This is a genomic window from Micromonospora sp. NPDC047527 (genome assembly GCF_040643015.1).
In the GTDB taxonomy this organism is placed as follows: Bacteria; Actinomycetota; Actinomycetes; order Mycobacteriales; family Micromonosporaceae; genus Micromonospora.
In genome coordinates, this window is the sequence record NZ_JBEYTK010000003.1 from 682,431 (window position 1) to 700,283 (window position 17,853).

The window sequence follows — 17,853 nt, forward strand, 5'->3', positions numbered from 1 at the left end:
GCGCGCGGACGCGCGTCGCGGGGGATGCGCCCGCGCCGGATCGTGTGCGTGAGCCGGGTGCGCGGGTCCTGCGGACGGAGGCGGCACGGTGAGCGAGACCGAGGGGCTCGTCTCGGCGTACGTCAGCGACGCCGAGCGGGACGCGGAGGCCACCGTGCGGCCCCGGCGGCTGGCCGAGTTCATCGCCCAGGACCGGGTTCGCGACCAGCTTGACCTGCTGTTGCAGGGCGCCATGCGGCGTGGTTCCCCGCCGGATCACATCCTGCTGTCCGGGCCGCCCGGGTTGGGTAAGACCAGCCTGGCCAACATCGTCGCCGCCGAGCTGGGCGCGGGCATTCGGGTGACCAGCGGGCCGGCGATCGAGCGCTCCGGGGACCTGGCGGCGATCCTGACCAGCCTCGCCGAGGGCGACGTGCTCTTCATCGACGAGATCCACCGGATCGCCCGGCCCGCCGAGGAGCTGCTCTACAGCGCGATGGAGGACTTCCGGGTCGACGTGGTGGTCGGCAAGGGGCCGGGTGCCACCGCCATCCCGCTGGATGTCGAGCCGTTCACGCTGGTCGGCGCGACCACCCGGTCCGGGCTCCTGACCGGGCCCATGCGGGACCGGTTCGGTTTCGTCGCGCACCTGGACTTCTACGCCCCGGCGGATCTGGAGACGCTGCTGCACCGCTCGGCGCGGATCCTCGGTGTGCCGATCACGGGCGAGGGCGCCACCGAGATCGCTGGTCGGTCGCGGGGCACCCCCCGGATCGCCAACCGGTTGCTGCGCCGGGTCCGCGACTACGCGGAGGTGCGGGGCGACGGGGTGGTCGATCTTGACACCGCCCGTGCCGCGTTGATCGTGTACGACGTCGACGCGCTCGGCCTGGACCGGCTGGACAAGGCGGTGTTGACCGCGCTGGTGGACTCGTTCCGGGGCGGCCCGGTGGGGCTTTCCACGCTTGCGGTGGCGGTGGGGGAGCAGCCGGACACGGTCGAGGAGGTCTGCGAGCCGTTCCTGGTGCGCGCTGGCCTGCTGGCGCGTACGCCGCGTGGCCGGGTGGCTACGGAGGCTGCCTGGCGGCACCTGGGCCGCACGCCGCCGAATGGTACATTTGGGGCGGATGTCCCTCCGCCGCCCGATCTGTTCTCGGTGGAAGCCGATCAGCCGTGATGTGAACGTGATCTGTGCCGCATTCGGCGTTCTCAGGTGCAGGGTTTAGACTTCGCCGCGGTCTGTACAGGACGTGAGAGTCTGCCTCCGCTCCGACGCATCCCGCGTCGCGACGGGGGCCAATGGGAAGGTTTTTAACGTGCATTACGCACAATCGGCAGGCGGGGCCGGCAGCTTCACGCCGATCCTGATGATCGCACTGCTCTTCGGTGTCATGTACTTCATGATGATCCGGCCTCAGCAGAAGCGCCGTCGCGAGGCGGAGTCGATGCAGTCGAACCTCGGCCCCGGCGACGAGGTTGTGACCATCGGCGGGCTTTACGGCACCGTCACCGGCATCGAGGACGACAGTGTCCTGCTCGAGATCGCTCCGGGCGTGCAGACCCGCTACGCCCGCCCGGCCATCGCGCGGGTGGTCACCCGCGCGGAGTTGCCGAGCGAGCCGGTGACCGAGGACGCGGACACCGCCAAGGACTGACCCCTGCACAAGGGGGTGCGCGTCCGGCGTGCGGCCGGGTGACCGGTTCCCAGGGGGGGCACCGCGCCCGACGGGGCAGCGGACGCGACGTGAAAACTGGATAGTTGGGTCGACGCCGGGCATCGGCACGTCCCCGTGACCGCCAGCGTTCCGCGCCGGCGCGTCCGGCTCTCGTGTCGGCGTCTTGCCGGCCCAGGTCAGACCCGGTCGGCCGGACCCCCGGCCCGACACTCGCCGCCGCGCACAGCGGCGCGACCGTACAGGGAGACAGACAACCGTGGCACCACCTCAGGGACAGATGCGCCCCGGCCGGCAGCTCGCCGTGCTCGGGGCCATCTTCGTGGTCCTCTACCTTCTGGTGTTCTTCGCGGGCGGTGCCAGCGGCAGCTTCAAGGATCGGCTCGAGCCTCGGCTCGGTCTGGACCTGATCGGCGGCACCCGGGTGACGCTGGAGGCCACCAACTCCGTTGACGGCAAACCCCCGACCGCGGAGAACCTCGAGGAGGCCCGCCAGATCATCGAGAGCCGGGTCAACGCGTTCGGCGTGGCCGAGGCCGAGGTGGTCACCGAGGGCAACCGGAACATCGTCATCTCCCTGCCCGGAGAGAACCGGGACCTCACCGACGTGGGCAGCGCGGCTGAACTGCGCTTCCGCAAGGTGTTGAAGGCCGCCGACGGCAGCGGAGCGGTCGCCGCCCCGCCGGCCGCCGAGCCGAGCCCGTCCGGCAGTCCGGCTCCGTCCGGCAGCGCGACCCCGAGCCCGTCGGGCAGTGACGCGCCGAAGGCGACCGCGTCGCCGAGCGGCGGTCAGGGTGGGATGGCGCCGGCGTCGCCCAGCGCCACGCCGACTCCGTCCGCCTCGGCGAGTGCCGCCGCGCCGACGCCCAGCGCCAGCACCGAGCCGGTGCCGGCGAGCATCGAGGAGCAGCGCAAGGCCGTCGAGCAGAAGGTCGGCGCCGCCGCGTGGCAGGCCGCCAACGGTCTGCAGGGGCCGGCCGACCGGACCGCCGACCCGTCGCTGGCCGACAAGCTCAAGCCGTTCGGCACGCTGTCTCCGCAGGAGGTGGCGGTGCTGCCGGCGCAGATGCAGTTCAACGTGCCGACGATCGGCTGCGCGCAGCTCGACAAGCGCCCCCCGGCGTCGATCTCCGACCCGAAGCAGCAGGTCGTCTCCTGCGAGGACGGCGTCTCCAAGTACCTGCTCGACCAGGCCAAGGTGCTCGGCACCGACGTGTCGGACGCCGACGCGGTGCTCGACCAGACCAACGCCTGGGTGGTCAGCCTGGACTTCACCGGTAAGGGCCAGGGCAACTGGACCGCGCTCACCCGTGAGGCGTTCACCAACGAGGGCCAGGCGTGCGACGCGACCGCCCTCGGCCAGGACGGCAAGTGCCGGGTGGCCGTCGTGCTGGACAACGAGATCGTCTCCTCGCCGGAGATCCAGGGCGTGCTGACCGGCGACTCGCAGATCACCGGCAACTTCACCCAGAAGGACGCCAGCACCCTCGCGGGTCAGCTCCGCTACGGCGCGCTGCCGGTGACCTTCGAGCAGCAGGAGGCGCAGAACGTCACCGCCACGCTGGGTGCCAGCCACCTGCGCGCCGGTCTGCTCGCGGCCGGCATCGGCATGCTGCTGGTCATCATCTACGCGTTCTTCTACTACCGGCTGCTCGGCTCGGTGATCTTCCTGAGCCTGATCCTCTCCGCGCTGCTGGTCTTCGGCGCGCTGGTGGTGCTCGGCCGGCAGATCGGCTTCACGCTCACCCTCGCCGGCATCGCCGGCATGATCGTGTCACTCGGTGTGGCGGCGGACTCGTTCGTCATCTACTTCGAACGATTGAAGGACGAGATCCGGGAGGGGCGCAGCCCACGCAGCGCCGTACCCCGGGCCTGGATTCGAGCCCGCCGGACGATCATCTCGGCCAACGCGATCACCCTGCTCTCGGCGGTGGTGCTCTACGTGGTCTCGGTCGGCACGGTGAAGGGCTTCGCCTTCGCCCTGGGTCTCGCCACCGTGCTGGACCTGGTCGTGGTCTTCCTCTTCCGCCACCCGATCATGACGATGTTCGCCCGGACCCGGGCGTTCCTGTCCCCGCGGGTCAGCGGGCTCGGCCGGGCACTTCCGGCCCGGACCCAGCAGACTCAGCCCCGCAACCCGCGCGCCAAGGAGGCCTGAGATGGCTGATAACAGTTTGGCGAGCCGCCTCTACAACGGCGAGGCCGGTCTCAACGTCGTCGGCCGGCGCAAGCTCTGGTTCGGCGTCGCCGGGATCCTCGTCCTGATCGCGATCCTCAGCATCTCGGTCCGGGGGTTCAGCCTCGGCATCGAGTTCGCCGGCGGTAACTCGTTCTCGGTGCCGGCCAGCGTCGGCACGCTGGAGCAGGCCGAGGAGGAGGTCAACGCGGCTCTCGCCGCCGAGAACACCGGCGTCGAGGTGGCCACCGCGCAGCAGGTCGGCGGCACCGGCGGCGACTCCTACGAGCTGCGTACGCCGCAGCTCACCGTCGACCAGACCAACGCGGTCAAGGCCCAGATCGCCGAGGACTTCGGCATCGACCCCGGTTCGATCAGCAGCAACCAGGTCAGTGAGGCGTGGGGCAGCCAGGTCACCGAGCGGGCGGTGCTCGGTCTGGTGGTCTTCATCGCGCTGGTGATGCTCTACCTGATCCTGCGCTTCGAGTGGCGGATGGCCGTCGCCGCCGTCACCTCGCTGCTGCTCAACCTGATCCTCACCGCCGGCATCTACTCGCTTGTCGGCTTCGAGGTCACCCCGTCGACGATCATCGGTTTCCTCACGATCCTGGGCTTCGCGCTCTACGACGTGGTGGTGGTCTTCGACAAGGTGCAGGAGAACACGCGGGGCATCACCGCCAACAACAACCAGACGTACGGCGAGGCGGCCAACCTGGCCGTCAACCAGAGCCTCATGCGGTCGCTGAACACGTCGGTGGTGGCGCTGCTGCCCGTCGGTGGTCTGCTCTTCATCGGCGCCGGCCTGCTCGGGGCCGGCACGCTGAAGGACCTCGGCCTGGTGCTGTTCGTCGGTATGGCGATGGCCTTCCTGACCTCCATCGTGGTGGCCACGCCGATGCTGGCGCTGCTGAAGAACTACGAGCCGCGGATCCAGGCGCACAACAAGCGGGTGCAGGCCCGCCGAGGTGCGCTGGCCCGTGGCGAGGTCCCCACGAAGGGTGCGGTGAGCCCGGCCCAGGCCGACGCGGCCGACGCGCCGATCGACCCGGACTCCGCCGCGTTGGCCGGCGCCGCTCCCAAGGTGGGTGCCCGGCCGGCGGGCAAGCGGCCCACCGGCGCCCGGGGCGGTCGCCCGGGTGGCGGCGGCAACCGGCCGGGTGGCGCCAAGCGGCGCTGACCGGACCAAGCGGCGCTGGCACCACGCAGCGCTGGCAACCCGGGTAGACCCGGGATGGAATGACCGAACGGCGTCCGGCATGCTGTGCGAGCAGCACTGCCGGACGCCGTCGTCGTTGGAAGGGAAACGGAGCAGCCGTGACGGAGACCCACAGCACCGCGCCGCGCGGGGACAGCGGCCCGGAGACCGCCCGGCTGGTGGCCAGCCGCGTGCTGGACGTGCCGGACTTCCCCCAGCCCGGTGTCCTGTTCAAGGACCTGATGCCGCTGTTCGCCGACGCCAAGGTGTTCCGCGAGGTGGTCGACGGGATCGTCGAGCACCAGGGGCGGGACGGCTTCGACGTGGTGGTCGGTATCGAGGCGCGCGGGTTCGTGGTCGCGGCGGCTGTCGCGTACGCGGCCGGGGTGGGTGTGGTGCCGGTGCGCAAGGCCGGCAAGCTGCCCCGCCCGGCGCACTCGGTCTCCTACGCCCTTGAGTACGGCGAGGCCACGCTGGAGGTGCACGAGGACGCGTTCACCGCCGGCCACCGGGTGCTGGTGGTCGACGACGTGCTGGCCACCGGCGGCACCGCCGAGGCGACGCTGGACCTGGTCGAGCGGGCCGGTGGGACCGTCACCGGCTTCACCGTACTGCTGGAGTTGGGTTTCCTGGGTGGCCGTGAGCGGCTGGCGCCGCGTCCGGTCCATGCCCTGCTGACCGTTTGAGTCGAGGCCCGTCGGGCGGACCCCGCGCCGACCGTCCGGCGGAGCGGCAGGGGACCGTCCGTGCGGGTAGCATTGCCCTTTGCTGACGCCGGCGGTACACCGCCCGGCGGCGCGAGACCAGGCCGGCCGACGGACGGCCGGTGTTTTCCCGGCGAGCGGTGAGGAGGCCGGTGTCCCACGATGTCGTCCCTCCGGCGGAGGGCACGGTGCACCCGACAGGCGACGCTGACGGCTCGGTGACCGACCGGAACGCTGACGCCCCGGCCCGGGTGACGGGCTCCGGCAACGGCACCGGCAGGGCTGCGATCGACGGCACGGCGGTGACACCCGCGGCCACGGCGGCGGGCGTCGTCGAGGCGTCTCCCAGCGCTGACGGGGCCGTGGTCCCGTTCCCGACCGACTCCGGCGTCGACCCGTCGCCCAGCGGCGGGTTCGGGCTGTCCAGCGCGCCCACCGGCCGGCGGGTCCGGGCCCGGCTGGCCCGGTTCAACGCGCCCTGGCAGACCTCGCAGGTCAGCGAGGTGCTGGAGCCGCTCATCGCGAGCCACCGGGAGAACCACCCGAAGGCCGACGCCCGGCTGCTGCAGCGTGCCTTCGACACGGCCGCGCGGTGGCACTCCGGGCAGTACCGCAAGTCCGGCGACCCCTACATCACCCACCCCCTGGCCGTGGCGACGATCCTCGGCAACCTGGGGATGGACACCACCACGCTTGTCGCCGCGCTGCTGCACGACACCATCGAGGACACCGAGTACACCCTCGACCAGATGCGCGCCGACTTCGGTGGCGAGGTCGCCCTGCTGGTCGACGGCGTCACCAAGCTGGACAAGGTCAAGCTGGGCGACGCGGCGAAGGCCGAGACCATCCGCAAGATGGTCGTGGCGATGGCCAAGGACCCGCGGGTGCTGGTGATCAAGCTGGCCGACCGGCTGCACAACATGCGTACCCTGACCTTCCTGCCCCGCCCCAAGCAGGAGCAGAAGGCCAAGGAGACCCTGGAGATCCTGGCCCCGCTGGCCCACCGGCTCGGTATGAACACGATCAAGTGGGAGCTGGAGGATCTGGCCTTCGGCACGCTGTTCCCGAAGCGGTTCGAGGAGATCAACCGGCTGATCGGGGAGCACCAGCCGCAGCGTGAGGCGCTGCTGCGCCAGGTGACGCAGAAGGTGTCGACCGACCTCAAGGCCGCCAAGATCAAGGCGGACACCACGGGCAGGCCGAAGCACCTCTACTCGATCTACCAGAAGATGATCGTGCGGGGGCGCGACTTCAACGACATCTACGACCTGGTGGGTGTGCGGATCCTGGTCGACACGGTTCGTGACTGCTACGCGGCGTTGGGTGTGATCCACGCCAACTGGCAGCCGGTGCCGGGTCGCTTCAAGGACTACATCGCGATGCCCAAGTTCAACATGTACCAGTCGTTGCACACGACGGTCATCGGGCCCACCGGCAAGCCGGTGGAGATGCAGATCCGCACGTACGCGATGCACCGCACCGCCGAGTTCGGCATCGCCGCGCACTGGAAGTACAAGGAGCACAAGGGCACCCAGATCGTCGGCCCGCCGGCGCACATCGACGAGATGACCTGGCTGCGGCAGTTGCTCGACTGGCAGCGCGAGGCCGCCGACCCGAGCGAGTTCCTCGACGCGCTGCGCTTCGACCTGTCCAGCCAGGAGGTGTACGTCTTCACCCCCAAGGGTGACGTCATCCCGCTGCCGACCGGGTCGACGCCGGTGGACTTCGCGTACGCGGTGCACACCGAGGTCGGGCACAAGTGCATCGGGGCGCGGGTCAACGGCAAGCTGGTGCCGCTGGAGTCGACGCTGTCCAACGGCGACGTGATCGAGATCTTCACGTCGAAGTCCGAGACGGCCGGCCCGACTCAGGACTGGCTGGGCTTCGTCAAGAGCCCTCGCGCCCGTACGAAGATCCGCCAGTACTTCAACAAGGAGCGGCGCGAGGAGGCGATCGAGGCCGGCAAGGACGCGATCGTCAAGGCGATGCGCAAGCAGGGCATGCCGTTGCAGCGGATGCTCACCTCCGACGCGCTGATGTCGATCGCCCGGGACCTGCACCTGGCCGACGTGGCGTCGTTGTACGCGGCGGTCGGCGACAGCCAGGTCTCCGCCCAGTCGGTGGTGCAGAAGCTGATGGCCGCGTACGGCGGCGAGGAGGGCGCGGCGGAGGACATCGCCGAGACCGCCGTCGCCACCCGGCCGCCGCGCAGCCGGCAGAGCAGCAGCGACCCCGGCGTGGTGGTCCGTGGCGTCAGCGACGTCTGGATCAAGCTGGCCCGCTGCTGCACCCCGGTCCCACCGGACTCGGTCTTCGGGTTCGTCACCCGCTCCGGCGGGGTGAGCGTGCACCGCGACGACTGCGCCAACGCCGAGGACCTGCGGGCGCAGAGCGAGCGGGTCGTCGAGGTCAGCTGGAAGCTCACCTCCGCCTCGACGTTCCTGGTGGCCATACAGGTCGAGGCGCTGGACAGGCACAAGCTGCTCGCGGACGTGACGCGGGTGCTCTCCGACGAGCGGGTCAACATCCTCTCCGCCACCGTCACCACCACCCGTGACCGGGTGGCGGTGAGCCGGTTCAGCTTCGAGATGGCCGACCCGAAGCACCTGGGCCACCTGCTGGCCACCGTCCGCAAGGTCGACGGCGTGTTCGACGCGTACCGGGTCACCTCCGGGGCCTGACCCCGACATGGAAGCGCCCGCCGGCTGAGCCGGCGGGCGCTTCCTCGTGCGCGGGCGTCAGCCCTGCGGGTTGCTCATGGTGAGGTCCTTGATGACGATCTCCTTCTTCGGGTGGCCGCCACCGGCCTGCTGGGCGAACGCCCCGTCGTCGCCGGCCTTGGCCACGTCCTTGACGATGTCCATGCCGCCGGTGATGGTGCCCAGAACGGTGTACGCCGGGTCCAGCGGCGAGTCACCGTAGACGATGAAGAACTGGCTGCCGGTGCTGCCCGGCTGGCCGGAGTTGGCCATCGCGATGACACCCTCCGGGTACGGCGGGCGCTTGTCGGTGGGCAGGTTCTCCTCGGCCTGACGGTAGGTCGGGCCGCCGGTGCCGTCGGTGTCCCGCCAGCCCTTGCCGGTGGCGCTCGGGTCGCCGCACTGCAGCACCTTGATGCCCTCGGTCACCAGGCGGTGGCACTTGCTGTTGTCGAAGAAGTTCTTCTCCGCGAGGTAGGTGAAGCTGCCCGCAGTGCACGGCACCAGCGACCGGTCGACCTTGGCGGTGATCGGGCCCAGGTTGGTGTCGATCGTCATGGTCTGCACACCGGTGCCGGACTGCTGGTTGCTGGGCAGCCCGACGTCCTTGATCTGCGGGGACCGCTGGTCCGCGGGCAACTCGGTGAACGCGCACTCGGACGCGCCGGGCGCCGGGGCGGCGGTGTCGGTCTTGTCGTCGTCGCCGCCGAGGGTCATGGCCAGCCAGACGGTGCCGGCGACCACGAGAACCAGGGCAGCCCCCGCGCCGATGATCGCCTGGGTCTGCCGGCGCTTACGGGCCTTGCCCGCGCGCTCGGCCATCTCCTTCTCGAGCCGGGCGCGTGCCGCCGCGCGCTGCCGCTCTCTGGTGGACGTCACGCCTGGATCCTCCTGGCTGTCTGCTGCGGGGTGTCGCTCGGGTGGGTGGGGCGAGCTGTTCAGCCCGCGCTTGGGCTGCTCGCCGGGGCGCTGGTGGACGACGGCGACGGTGCCGCGCCGGTGGTCGGCTCACCGACGGTGAGGCTCTGGATCACCACGTCGGACTTGGGCCTGACCTGCGCCCCGGTCCCATTGTCCACGGTCGGCAGGGCACCGATCTTCTCCACCACGTCCAGCCCGCCGGTGACCTTGCCGATCACCGGGTACTTCGGGTCGGTGGTGGTGAAGTCCTTGAAGAAGATCAGGAACTGGCTGCCGTTGCTGCCCGGCGGGTTGGAGATCATCGCCACGGTCCCCTTGGGGTACGTCGGCGGCTGACCGGGCGCCGGGCTGGCCGACGGTGACGCGGACGGCACCGACGGCACGTCCTCGTCGTAGAACGAGTAGCTCGGGCCGCCGAGACCGGTGCCGCTGGGGTCGCCGCAGCGCAGCGCGCCCTCGGTGGTGATCTCGTGGCACTGGGTGTTGTCGTAGAACGACCGGCTCGCCAGGTGGGCGATGCTCGCGGCGGCACACGGGGAGCTGGTCAGGTTCAGCTCGGCGGTGATCGGCGCGCCCTGGTTGGTGGTGACCGTCATGGCCCGGGTGCCCTCGGTGGGCAGGTCCGTGGTCGCCGGCGTGCCGACGTCCTTGAGGTTGGTGTTGACCGCGGCGTCCTGCGGCGTCCAGATGCAGGTCTCCTCCGCCGCGGCGGTCTGCTCCGGCTCCGAGTCGAACGCCCCGAGCGCCCAGGCCGAGCCGGCCACGATCACCGCGAGGACCAGGAAGACGCCGACACCGGCCTGGATCTGTCGACGGCGCCGCGTGGCGGCGGCCCGACGGGCCATCTGCCGATCGAGCTTGGCCCGCGCGAGTTTGCGCTGCCGGTCCCTGCTGGAAGCCACCCGTGCTCCCCTTCCTCTGCCTGGTCGCCGCCGGCGGCCGGGCGTCCCGGCCCGTCCGGGCGTCACGTGTGTCGCGCCACACGCCCGCCAGAGTGTACGGCTAGCGACTGGGAATGGGTGTACGAGGTCCACCCCGTCCCGAGCAGCGCTTATCGGACGTTGTCACTGTGCCCGCCGGTGCCGGTGGGACGGACGCGGCAAACCCGCTCGCCGGGCCGGTTAGGCTGCTGGGCAGGACGACAGCTCGACGGAAGGACAGCGCCCGTGCTCGTGGCCGGCTTTCCCGCGGACGCCTTCGGCACCAACTGCTACGTGGTGGCGACCGCGCCGGGGGAGCAGTGCGTGGTGGTCGATCCCGGCATCGGGGTGCTCGACCAGCTCGACGCGCTGCTCGCCGAGCACCGCCTGCACCCGGCCGCCGTGCTGCTGACCCACGGGCACCTCGACCACACCTTCTCGGTCGCGCCGGTCTGCGGCGCCCGCGGCATCACCGCGTACGTGCACCCGGGCGACCGGGAGATGCTGGCCGACCCGGCCAAGGGTCTGTCGGCCGACCTGGACTCGCTCTTCGGCGGTCGGCTGAGCTACAGCGAGCCGGACGACGTGGCGGAGCTGATCGACGGCGCCACCCTCACCCTCGCTGGCCTGGAGATCGCCGTCGACCATGCCCCGGGCCATACCGGCGGGTCGGTGCTGTTCCGGCTGCCCGGCGCGGGCTCGGGCTGGGAGGCCGACGAGATCTGCCTCTCCGGCGACGTGCTCTTCGCCGGCTCGATCGGCCGCACCGACCTGCCGGGCGGGAGCATGCCGGCCATGCTCACCAGCCTGCGCGACAAGATCCTCCCGCTGGCCGACGACACCGTCGTGCTGCCCGGGCACGGCCCCAGCACCACCATCGGCCGCGAGCGCGTCAGCAACCCGTACCTCATCGAGGTGGCGGGGCCGGCGCCGGCCGCGCCCACCCGGGGTCTCTAGTCCCCGTCCGCGCCGCGCGCGGACCCACGACCGCACCGCGCCACGACGCGGGACCGCAAGGAGTGCGCCCATGAGCAAGCCCACGCCCATCTCCGGTTTCCCGGAGTGGACCCCCGGTCAGCGGATGATCGAGCAGTTCGTGCTCGACAAGATCCGGACCACCTTCGAGTTGTACGGCTTCGCCCCGCTGGAGACCCGCGCGGTGGAGCCCCTCGATCAACTGCTGCGCAAGGGGGAGACCTCCAAGGAGGTCTACGTGATCCGGCGGCTGCACGCCGACGCCGAGGGCGCGACCGGTGACGACCAGCTCGGCCTGCACTTCGACCTCACCGTGCCGTTCGCCCGGTACGTGCTGGAGAACGCCGGCAAGCTGGCCTTCCCGTTCCGCCGCTACCAGATCCAGAAGGTGTGGCGGGGGGAGCGGCCGCAGGAGGGGCGCTACCGGGAGTTCGTCCAGGCCGACATCGACATCGTCGACCGGGACACCCTGGCACCACACCACGAGGCGGAGATCCCGCTGGTGATCGGGGACGCGCTGCGGTCGCTGCCGATCCCGCCGGTGACCATCCAGGTCAACAACCGCAAGGTCTGCGAGGGTTTCTACCGGGGCATCGGGCTGACCGACCCGGAGGCGGCGCTTCGTGCCGTCGACAAGCTCGACAAGATCGGCCCGGCGAAGGTGGCCGAGCTGCTGGCCCAGACCGCCGGGGCGAGCGAGGCGCAGGCCAAGGCGTGCCTGGCGCTGGCCGAGATCTCCGCCCCGGACGCGTCGTTCGCCGACGCCGTACGGGCGCTGGGGGTGACCGACCCGCTGCTCGACGAGGGCATCGAGGAGCTGGTCCGGGTCGTCGAGACCGCCGCCGAGCACTCGCCCGGCCTGTGCGTGGCGGACCTGCGCATCGCCCGTGGCCTGGATTACTACACCGGCACTGTCTACGAGACCCAGCTGCGCGGCTACGAGCGGTTCGGCTCGATCTGCTCCGGCGGTCGGTACGACAGCCTGGCCAGCCTCGGCGCCACCTCGTTCCCCGGGGTGGGGATCTCGATCGGCGTGACGCGGCTGCTCGGGCTGCTCTTCGGCGCGGGCGAGCTGTCGATCTCGCGGGAGGTGCCGACCGCCGTGCTGGTGGCGGTGACCGGCGAGGATCAGCGTGCGGCCAGCAACCGGGTGGCCGAGGCGCTGCGGCGGCGCGGGGTGCCGACCGAGGTGTCGCCCAGCGCGGCGAAGTTCGGCAAGCAGATCCGCTACGCCGAGCGACGCGGCATCCCGTACGTCTGGTTCCCGGGCGTCGACGGCGCGCCGGGCGAGGTGAAGGACATCCGCTCGGGTGAGCAGGTCACGGCCGACGCGGGGGGCTGGATGCCGCCGGTCGAGGACCGTGAGCCGAGAGTCAGCTGAATCTCACCACTGGCGCGCAGCGCCGCGGGGACCTACGGTAGCGTAAGTTACGCCACCGTAGGGAGTTTCTCGTGACCTTGAGCACCACACTGAGCCAGACCGCACTCCTCGTCGAGCTGGAGCCGGTGGTCGCACGCAACCTCGACCGCCACCTCTCGCTCGCCAAGGAGTGGTTCCCGCACGAGTACGTGCCGTGGAGCGAGGGGCGCACCTTCGACGGCCCGCTCGGTGGTGAGGCGTGGTCGCCGACCGACTCGACGATCCCGGACGTCGCCCGTACCGCGCTGATCGTCAACCTGCTGACCGAGGACAACCTGCCCTCGTACCACCACGAGATCGCCACCCTGTTCGGCCGCGACGGCGCGTGGGGCACCTGGGTGCACCGGTGGACCGCCGAGGAGGGCCGGCACGGCACGGCCATCCGCGACTACCTGACCGTTACCCGGGCGGTCGACCCGGTGGCGCTGGAGCGGGCCCGGATGATCCACATGTCCGAGGGCTACACCAACGCCCACGGCGACGAGGTGCTGCACTCGCTGGCGTACGTCTCGTTCCAGGAGCTCGCCACCCGCATCTCGCACCGCAACACCGGCAAGGCCACCGGCGACCCCGCCTGCGAGGCGCTGCTGGCCCGGGTGGCCGCTGACGAGAACCTGCACATGGTCTTCTACCGCAACCTGCTCGCCGCCGCGTTCGAGCTGGCGCCGAGCCAGGCCATGCGGGCCGTCGCGGACGTGGTGGCCGACTTCCAGATGCCGGGCAGCGGCATCGAGGGTTTCGCCCGCAAGTCGGTGGCGATCGCCTTGGCCGGCATCTACGACCTGCGCCAGCACCGCGACGAGGTGTTGCAGCCGGTGCTGCGCCAGTGGGACGTGTTCAACGTGACAGGTCTGAACGCCGACGGCGAAGCCGCCCGCGAACAGCTCGCCGCCCAGCTCGACAACCTGGACCGCGCCGCGAGCCGCTTCGAGGAGAAGCGCGACGCCCGCGCAGCCCGCCTGGCCCTCCGCTAAACCCCCACCCCGGTCCCCGTCCCCGCACCCCGTCCCCGCGATCTTGCACTTGGTGCCCCCGCGAATCGGGGCAAGCCGCCTATTTCGGCGACCGAAAGTGCAAGATCGCGGGGTGATGGGGTCGGGTGGGTTAGGGCAGGGGGTAGATCAGGCAGGTGCTGGTGGCGTGGGCTATCAGGCGGGAGCCGGCGTCGGTGAGGCGGGCTTCGGCCAGGGCCGTACGGCGGCCACGCTGCAACACGGTGCCCTCGCAGCGCAGCATGCCGCTGTCGACGGTGACCGGGCGGAGGAACTTCACGTTCAGGTCCAGCGAGGTGTAGCCGACGCCGGCGGGCAGCGTGGTGTGCACGGCGCAGCCGGCGGCGGTGTCCAGCATCGTCGAGATGACACCGCCGTGGACGGTGCCCAGCGGGTTGTAGTGGAACTCCCGCGGGATCAGCTCGACGACGACCCGGCCCTCTTCGGCCTCCATCCGGCCCATGTCGATCAGGTCCATCACGGGTGGCCCAGCCAACTCCCCGGCGATCATCGCGCGGATCATGTCGATGCCGCTGCGCCGTCCGACCTGCGCGGCGTTGGTCGCCGGGTCCGACCAGGTGAAGGTACGGCTGCGCGCCGGCTCCTGGGTCTGTGTCATGGACGCAGCCTGGCAGCCGATTGCTGAGTCTGTCAATTAGACCTAGCCTGGTCGAATGAGGCCTGCGGCACTGGACTGGTCGGTGGAGAACTGCACCATCGCCCGCGCGATGGAGATCCTCGGCGAGCGGTGGACGCTTGTGGTGCTCCGCGAGGTCTTCAACGGCGTACGACGCTTCGACGACATGCGGGTACGCACCGGGATTCCACGTCAGGTGCTGACCAACCGGCTGGCCGTGCTGGTGGAGCGGGACGTCCTGCGGCGCGAGCCGTACCGGGAGCCGGGCAGCCGGTTGCGCCACGAGTACCGGCTGACCGAGATGGGCCTGGCCCTGTGGCCGGTGCTGGTCGCCGTGCTCGGCTGGGGCGACCGGTACCTCGCCGACCCGGAGGGCTCGCCGCTGCGGGTGGAGCACCGCGACTGCGGCGCCGAGGTGCGCGTCGAGCTGCGCTGCGCCGTGGGGCACGAGCTGGCCGAGCCCCGCGAGGTGCAGCCCCGGCCGGGTCCGGGCGCACGCCGCCGCACCCCCTGACACCGCCCGCCCGGGTCGCCCGCCGCGCCGACATGCCGCGCGCCGACATGCCGCGCCGATGTGCGGCGCGCCGACGCGCCGCGTTGTGGCGCGAAACGTGCCCCGGGACGGACGGTGTCCGAAACGGATCCGGCGGTCGTTCGGTGTGACGGTAGTTGTCCGCCAGCGTGTCAGTGGTGTTGCGGCAATGTCACCGGTGAAGGTCGACGAATTCGGGCGAAACCAAGTCTTGTTAATGATCTTAAGTATGTGAATACTTCAGTGCACTCGGACGGTTTTCCCAGATCGGCCGGGTTGCCCTCGGGTCAGCCGCCCTCCGGCGAGACCCGTACCCCCCGCCCAGGAGGTTTGTTACATGCGACCCACGAGGTCCTCATTCCGCGTTGCGGCGACCGTCGCAGTGAGCGGAACCCTGGTCGTCGGCTCGCTCATCGGCGCACCCGCCCAGGCCGCCCCCGCCGCCTCGCCCGACGCCGCCGCCGCCCTCTCCGCTCAGCTCGGTGACCGCTCCGCCGGCTCGTACATCGACGCCAGCGGCAAGTCCGTCGTCACGGTGACCGACGCCGCCGCGGCCAGCAAGGCGAGCAAGGCCGGCGCTGTCGTCCGGTACGTCACCCGCGGTTCCGCCGAGCTCAACCGGGCCACCGCAGAGCTGGAGCGCTCCGCGAAGATCCCGGGCACCGCCTGGTGGAGCGACCCGGTCACGAACCAGGTCGTCGTCTCCGTCGACAGCACCGTCACCGGCGCCAAGCTGGAGCGGGTCAAGGCCGCCGCGGCGCGTGCCAACGGCGCGGTGCGGGTCGAGGCCGAGGCCGGCGTGCTGAGCACCCGGATCTCCGGTGGCCAGGCCATCTACGCCGGTGGCGGCGGGCGCTGCTCGCTCGGCTTCAACGTGCGCAGCGGCAGCACCTACTACTTCCTGACCGCTGGGCACTGCACCAACATCTCGGCGAGCTGGTACTCGAACTCCGGCCAGACCGCGCTGCTCGGCACCCGGACCGGCACCAGCTTCCCGGGCAACGACTACGGCATCGTGCGGCACAACAACACGGCCAACGCCGCCGGCAACGTCTCGCTCTACAACGGCAGCTTCCGGGACATCACCGGCTCCGGCAACGCCTCGGTCGGCCAGGCGGTGCAGCGCTCCGGCAGCACCACCGGCCTGCGCAGCGGTTCGGTGAACGCGACCAACGCCACGGTGAACTACGCCGAGGGCTCGGTCTCCGGTCTGATCCGTACCAACGTCTGCGCCGAGCCGGGCGACAGCGGCGGCTCGCTGTTCGCCGGCGGCACCGCCCTGGGCCTGACCTCCGGTGGTAGCGGCAACTGCCGCACCGGTGGCACGACCTTCTTCCAGCCCGTCACCGAGGCCCTGAGCCGCTACGGCGTCAGCGTCTTCTGATCCACGCACCGCTCGCGGGCCGCCGGAGGATTCCGGCGGCCCGCGTCGTCTTGTCAGTCCCGCCGCTGTCGGCGGCGCCACGCGCAAACGGCGATGTGGTGCCCGCGACGGCGGTCAGCGTGGCCCGGACGAAGCCGGCCGTCGCTGAGAGACCAGCGCGGTCAGCACGGCGGCCAGTGGCACGACCGCCTCGGCGCCCGCCACCAGTCGCTCCGTCAGCCCGATCCGCGCTCCGTCGGTGAAGAACTCGACGGCGAACCAGCCGAGCAACCCGAGCAGGACCACCGCCGCCGCGAGCGCCGCCCCGCGTGCGCGTCCGCTCGGGGCTGGCCCGTCCGGTGGCTGGCGCTGATCCCCACCCAGGGACGGCGTCGCTCGGCGGGGCACGGCCAGGGCGGGGCAGACAGCCAACGCCACGAACGCCACACCGGCGGCGACGACGTGCGTCGTCGAGCCGTCCGGGCGCTGCGGGAAGGCGACCAGCACCAGGGTGGCCAGCCCGCCCAGCGCGAGCAGCCCTCGGCCCGCGGGCGCGGCGGTCACCAGGCCGAGCGCGGTCACCAGGTGACAGAGGCCCAGACCGGTCAGACCGGCCGTCATGATCCAGCGGTGGTCCGCGCCCGTGGCGGCAAGCGCGCTGATGGTCTGCCGGACCGGGTCGAACCCGTCGGGTTGGGCGGCCTGCGCCAGCGTCCAGCCCCCGATGAGAAACAGTGGTGCGCCACCGGCCGACAGCAGGGCCCAGCGGGGTACGGCGGACATCGGGTGATCGTAGCGGCGCGCCCGGCTCACGCGAGCCGGTCAGGCCCCGGGGCTGGTCGAAGAGGATCCGGGGGTACGACACCGGTCGCCGGTAGTTCGGGACCGACAGCTACGGCACCGCCAGCGGCCCACGCGAGGTGTGCCCGACGGGCCGACAGGACGGCGAGCAGCGGCCAGAGCGACACGGCCACCGCCGTCACCCGCTCGGCCAGGCCCGTGCGGGAGCCGCTGGTCACCTCGAACGCGAACCAGCCGAAGAGCGCCAGCAGCACGACCGTGGCGCTCAACCCGACCGCCCGGCGGAACGCCCAGGGCGGCTCCGGCGCGGCCGGATGCGCGGCGTCCCGGCCGCGCGGCAGCCGCAGCGCCGAGCCGGCCGGCCAGAGCGCCAGGGCGAGGACGGCCACGGTCGCCGTGATGCCGTGGCTGACGGAACCGCCCACCGTCGGCCGGGGGAAGGCGACAAGCGCGATGGTGGCCACCCCGGCGACGGCGAGCAGGAAGCGGCTGGGCAACCCGGCGGCGTGCAGCACGACGGCGATCGCCAGGTAGCAGCAACCGAGCAGCACCAGCGAAGTGATCATGATCCAGGCGTCGACGGCGTCGTGCCCGGCCAGCTCGCTGATGGTGTCCCGGATCGGGTCGTAGCCGGCGGGTTGCCGGGCTTCCGCGACCGTCCAGCCGGCCACCAGCACCAGGGGCGCGGCCACCGCCGTGGCGACGGCCCAGTTCGGTACGGCGCGCATTTCGCCACGTTAACCAAGACTTCGGGCCGCCGAGCAGGGTTCGCCCATCCACCCACCGGGGAATAGTCGCGGGCTGCCGGGGGCCTCCCAGGAAGACCGGCCGCCCCTGACAGAATGCGGAAGAGGACTGTTCCACGA

Annotated in this window: 16 protein-coding genes; 11 read left to right on the forward strand and 5 right to left on the reverse strand. The window is 71.4% G+C overall.

Annotated features, from left to right (window positions below; all coding sequences use genetic code 11):
• Positions 1–88 precede the first annotated feature (88 nt).
• The 6 genes from ruvB to ABZ808_RS16135 all read left to right on the forward strand — a co-directional run bounded on the left by ruvB (position 89) and on the right by ABZ808_RS16135 (position 8,408).
• Positions 89–1,156: a Holliday junction branch migration DNA helicase RuvB gene (gene ruvB / locus ABZ808_RS16110; protein WP_357006428.1), complete on the forward strand. Its 1,068-nt coding sequence runs from the start codon at positions 89–91 to the stop codon at positions 1,154–1,156.
• Positions 1,157–1,295: 139 nt separating this feature from the next.
• Complete coding sequence (gene yajC / locus ABZ808_RS16115; protein WP_357006431.1) at positions 1,296–1,634, forward strand: preprotein translocase subunit YajC; 339 nt, start codon at positions 1,296–1,298, stop codon at positions 1,632–1,634.
• Between the two features lie 277 nt (positions 1,635–1,911).
• Complete coding sequence (gene secD / locus ABZ808_RS16120) at positions 1,912–3,810, forward strand: protein translocase subunit SecD (RefSeq protein WP_357006434.1); 1,899 nt, start codon at positions 1,912–1,914, stop codon at positions 3,808–3,810.
• Position 3,811: 1 nt separating this feature from the next.
• On the forward strand, positions 3,812–5,005 hold the full coding sequence (gene secF / locus ABZ808_RS16125) for a protein translocase subunit SecF (RefSeq protein ID WP_357006437.1): 1,194 nt from the start codon (positions 3,812–3,814) through the stop codon (positions 5,003–5,005).
• 137 nt (positions 5,006–5,142) lie between these two features.
• Positions 5,143–5,709: an adenine phosphoribosyltransferase gene (locus ABZ808_RS16130; RefSeq protein WP_357006440.1), complete on the forward strand. Its 567-nt coding sequence runs from the start codon at positions 5,143–5,145 to the stop codon at positions 5,707–5,709.
• Positions 5,710–5,879: 170 nt separating this feature from the next.
• Positions 5,880–8,408: a bifunctional (p)ppGpp synthetase/guanosine-3',5'-bis(diphosphate) 3'-pyrophosphohydrolase gene (locus ABZ808_RS16135; RefSeq protein ID WP_357006443.1), complete on the forward strand. Its 2,529-nt coding sequence runs from the start codon at positions 5,880–5,882 to the stop codon at positions 8,406–8,408.
• A gap of 57 nt (positions 8,409–8,465) precedes the next feature.
• On the opposite strand, the gene ABZ808_RS16140 is transcribed toward ABZ808_RS16135, so the two are convergent.
• Together ABZ808_RS16140 and ABZ808_RS16145 are read right to left on the reverse strand one after the other, a co-directional pair.
• Complete coding sequence (locus tag ABZ808_RS16140; RefSeq protein WP_357006446.1) at positions 8,466–9,305, reverse strand: peptidylprolyl isomerase; 840 nt, start codon at positions 9,303–9,305, stop codon at positions 8,466–8,468.
• Positions 9,306–9,364: 59 nt separating this feature from the next.
• Positions 9,365–10,249, reverse strand: coding sequence for a peptidylprolyl isomerase (locus tag ABZ808_RS16145; RefSeq protein WP_357006449.1), 885 nt, complete (start codon positions 10,247–10,249; stop codon positions 9,365–9,367).
• A 264-nt stretch (positions 10,250–10,513) separates the two neighbouring features.
• On the opposite strand from ABZ808_RS16145, the gene ABZ808_RS16150 reads away from it, so the two are divergent.
• From ABZ808_RS16150 to ABZ808_RS16160, 3 genes are all read left to right on the forward strand, one after another.
• Entirely contained in the window at positions 10,514–11,224 is a 711-nt protein-coding gene (locus ABZ808_RS16150) for an MBL fold metallo-hydrolase (protein WP_357006452.1), read from the forward strand.
• A 70-nt stretch (positions 11,225–11,294) separates the two neighbouring features.
• A complete protein-coding gene (gene hisS, locus ABZ808_RS16155) occupies positions 11,295–12,623 on the forward strand; it encodes a histidine--tRNA ligase (protein WP_357006455.1) in 1,329 nt (442 codons plus the stop codon).
• Positions 12,624–12,694: 71 nt separating this feature from the next.
• Positions 12,695–13,636 (forward strand): acyl-ACP desaturase, encoded by a 942-nt coding sequence (locus tag ABZ808_RS16160; RefSeq protein WP_357006458.1) that lies wholly within the window; start codon positions 12,695–12,697, stop codon positions 13,634–13,636.
• A 130-nt stretch (positions 13,637–13,766) separates the two neighbouring features.
• Here the strand turns inward: ABZ808_RS16160 and ABZ808_RS16165 are convergent, their stop codons facing one another.
• Positions 13,767–14,273, reverse strand: a complete 507-nt coding sequence (locus ABZ808_RS16165; RefSeq protein WP_357006461.1) for a PaaI family thioesterase — start codon at positions 14,271–14,273, stop codon at positions 13,767–13,769.
• A gap of 55 nt (positions 14,274–14,328) precedes the next feature.
• Between ABZ808_RS16165 and ABZ808_RS16170 the strand changes: the two genes are divergently transcribed.
• Entirely contained in the window at positions 14,329–14,805 is a 477-nt protein-coding gene (locus ABZ808_RS16170; protein ID WP_357006464.1) for a helix-turn-helix domain-containing protein, read from the forward strand.
• 355 nt (positions 14,806–15,160) lie between these two features.
• On the forward strand, positions 15,161–16,207 hold the full coding sequence (locus ABZ808_RS16175; RefSeq protein WP_357006467.1) for a S1 family peptidase: 1,047 nt from the start codon (positions 15,161–15,163) through the stop codon (positions 16,205–16,207).
• 114 nt (positions 16,208–16,321) lie between these two features.
• Here the strand turns inward: ABZ808_RS16175 and ABZ808_RS16180 are convergent, their stop codons facing one another.
• Together ABZ808_RS16180 and ABZ808_RS16185 are read right to left on the reverse strand one after the other, a co-directional pair.
• Positions 16,322–16,969 carry a DUF998 domain-containing protein gene (locus ABZ808_RS16180; protein WP_357006470.1) on the reverse strand — a complete coding sequence of 216 codons (648 nt, stop codon included), beginning with the start codon at positions 16,967–16,969 and terminating at the stop codon, positions 16,322–16,324.
• Positions 16,970–16,995: 26 nt separating this feature from the next.
• Entirely contained in the window at positions 16,996–17,715 is a 720-nt protein-coding gene (locus tag ABZ808_RS16185) for a DUF998 domain-containing protein (RefSeq protein WP_357006474.1), read from the reverse strand.
• Between the last annotated feature and the right edge of the window lie 138 nt (positions 17,716–17,853).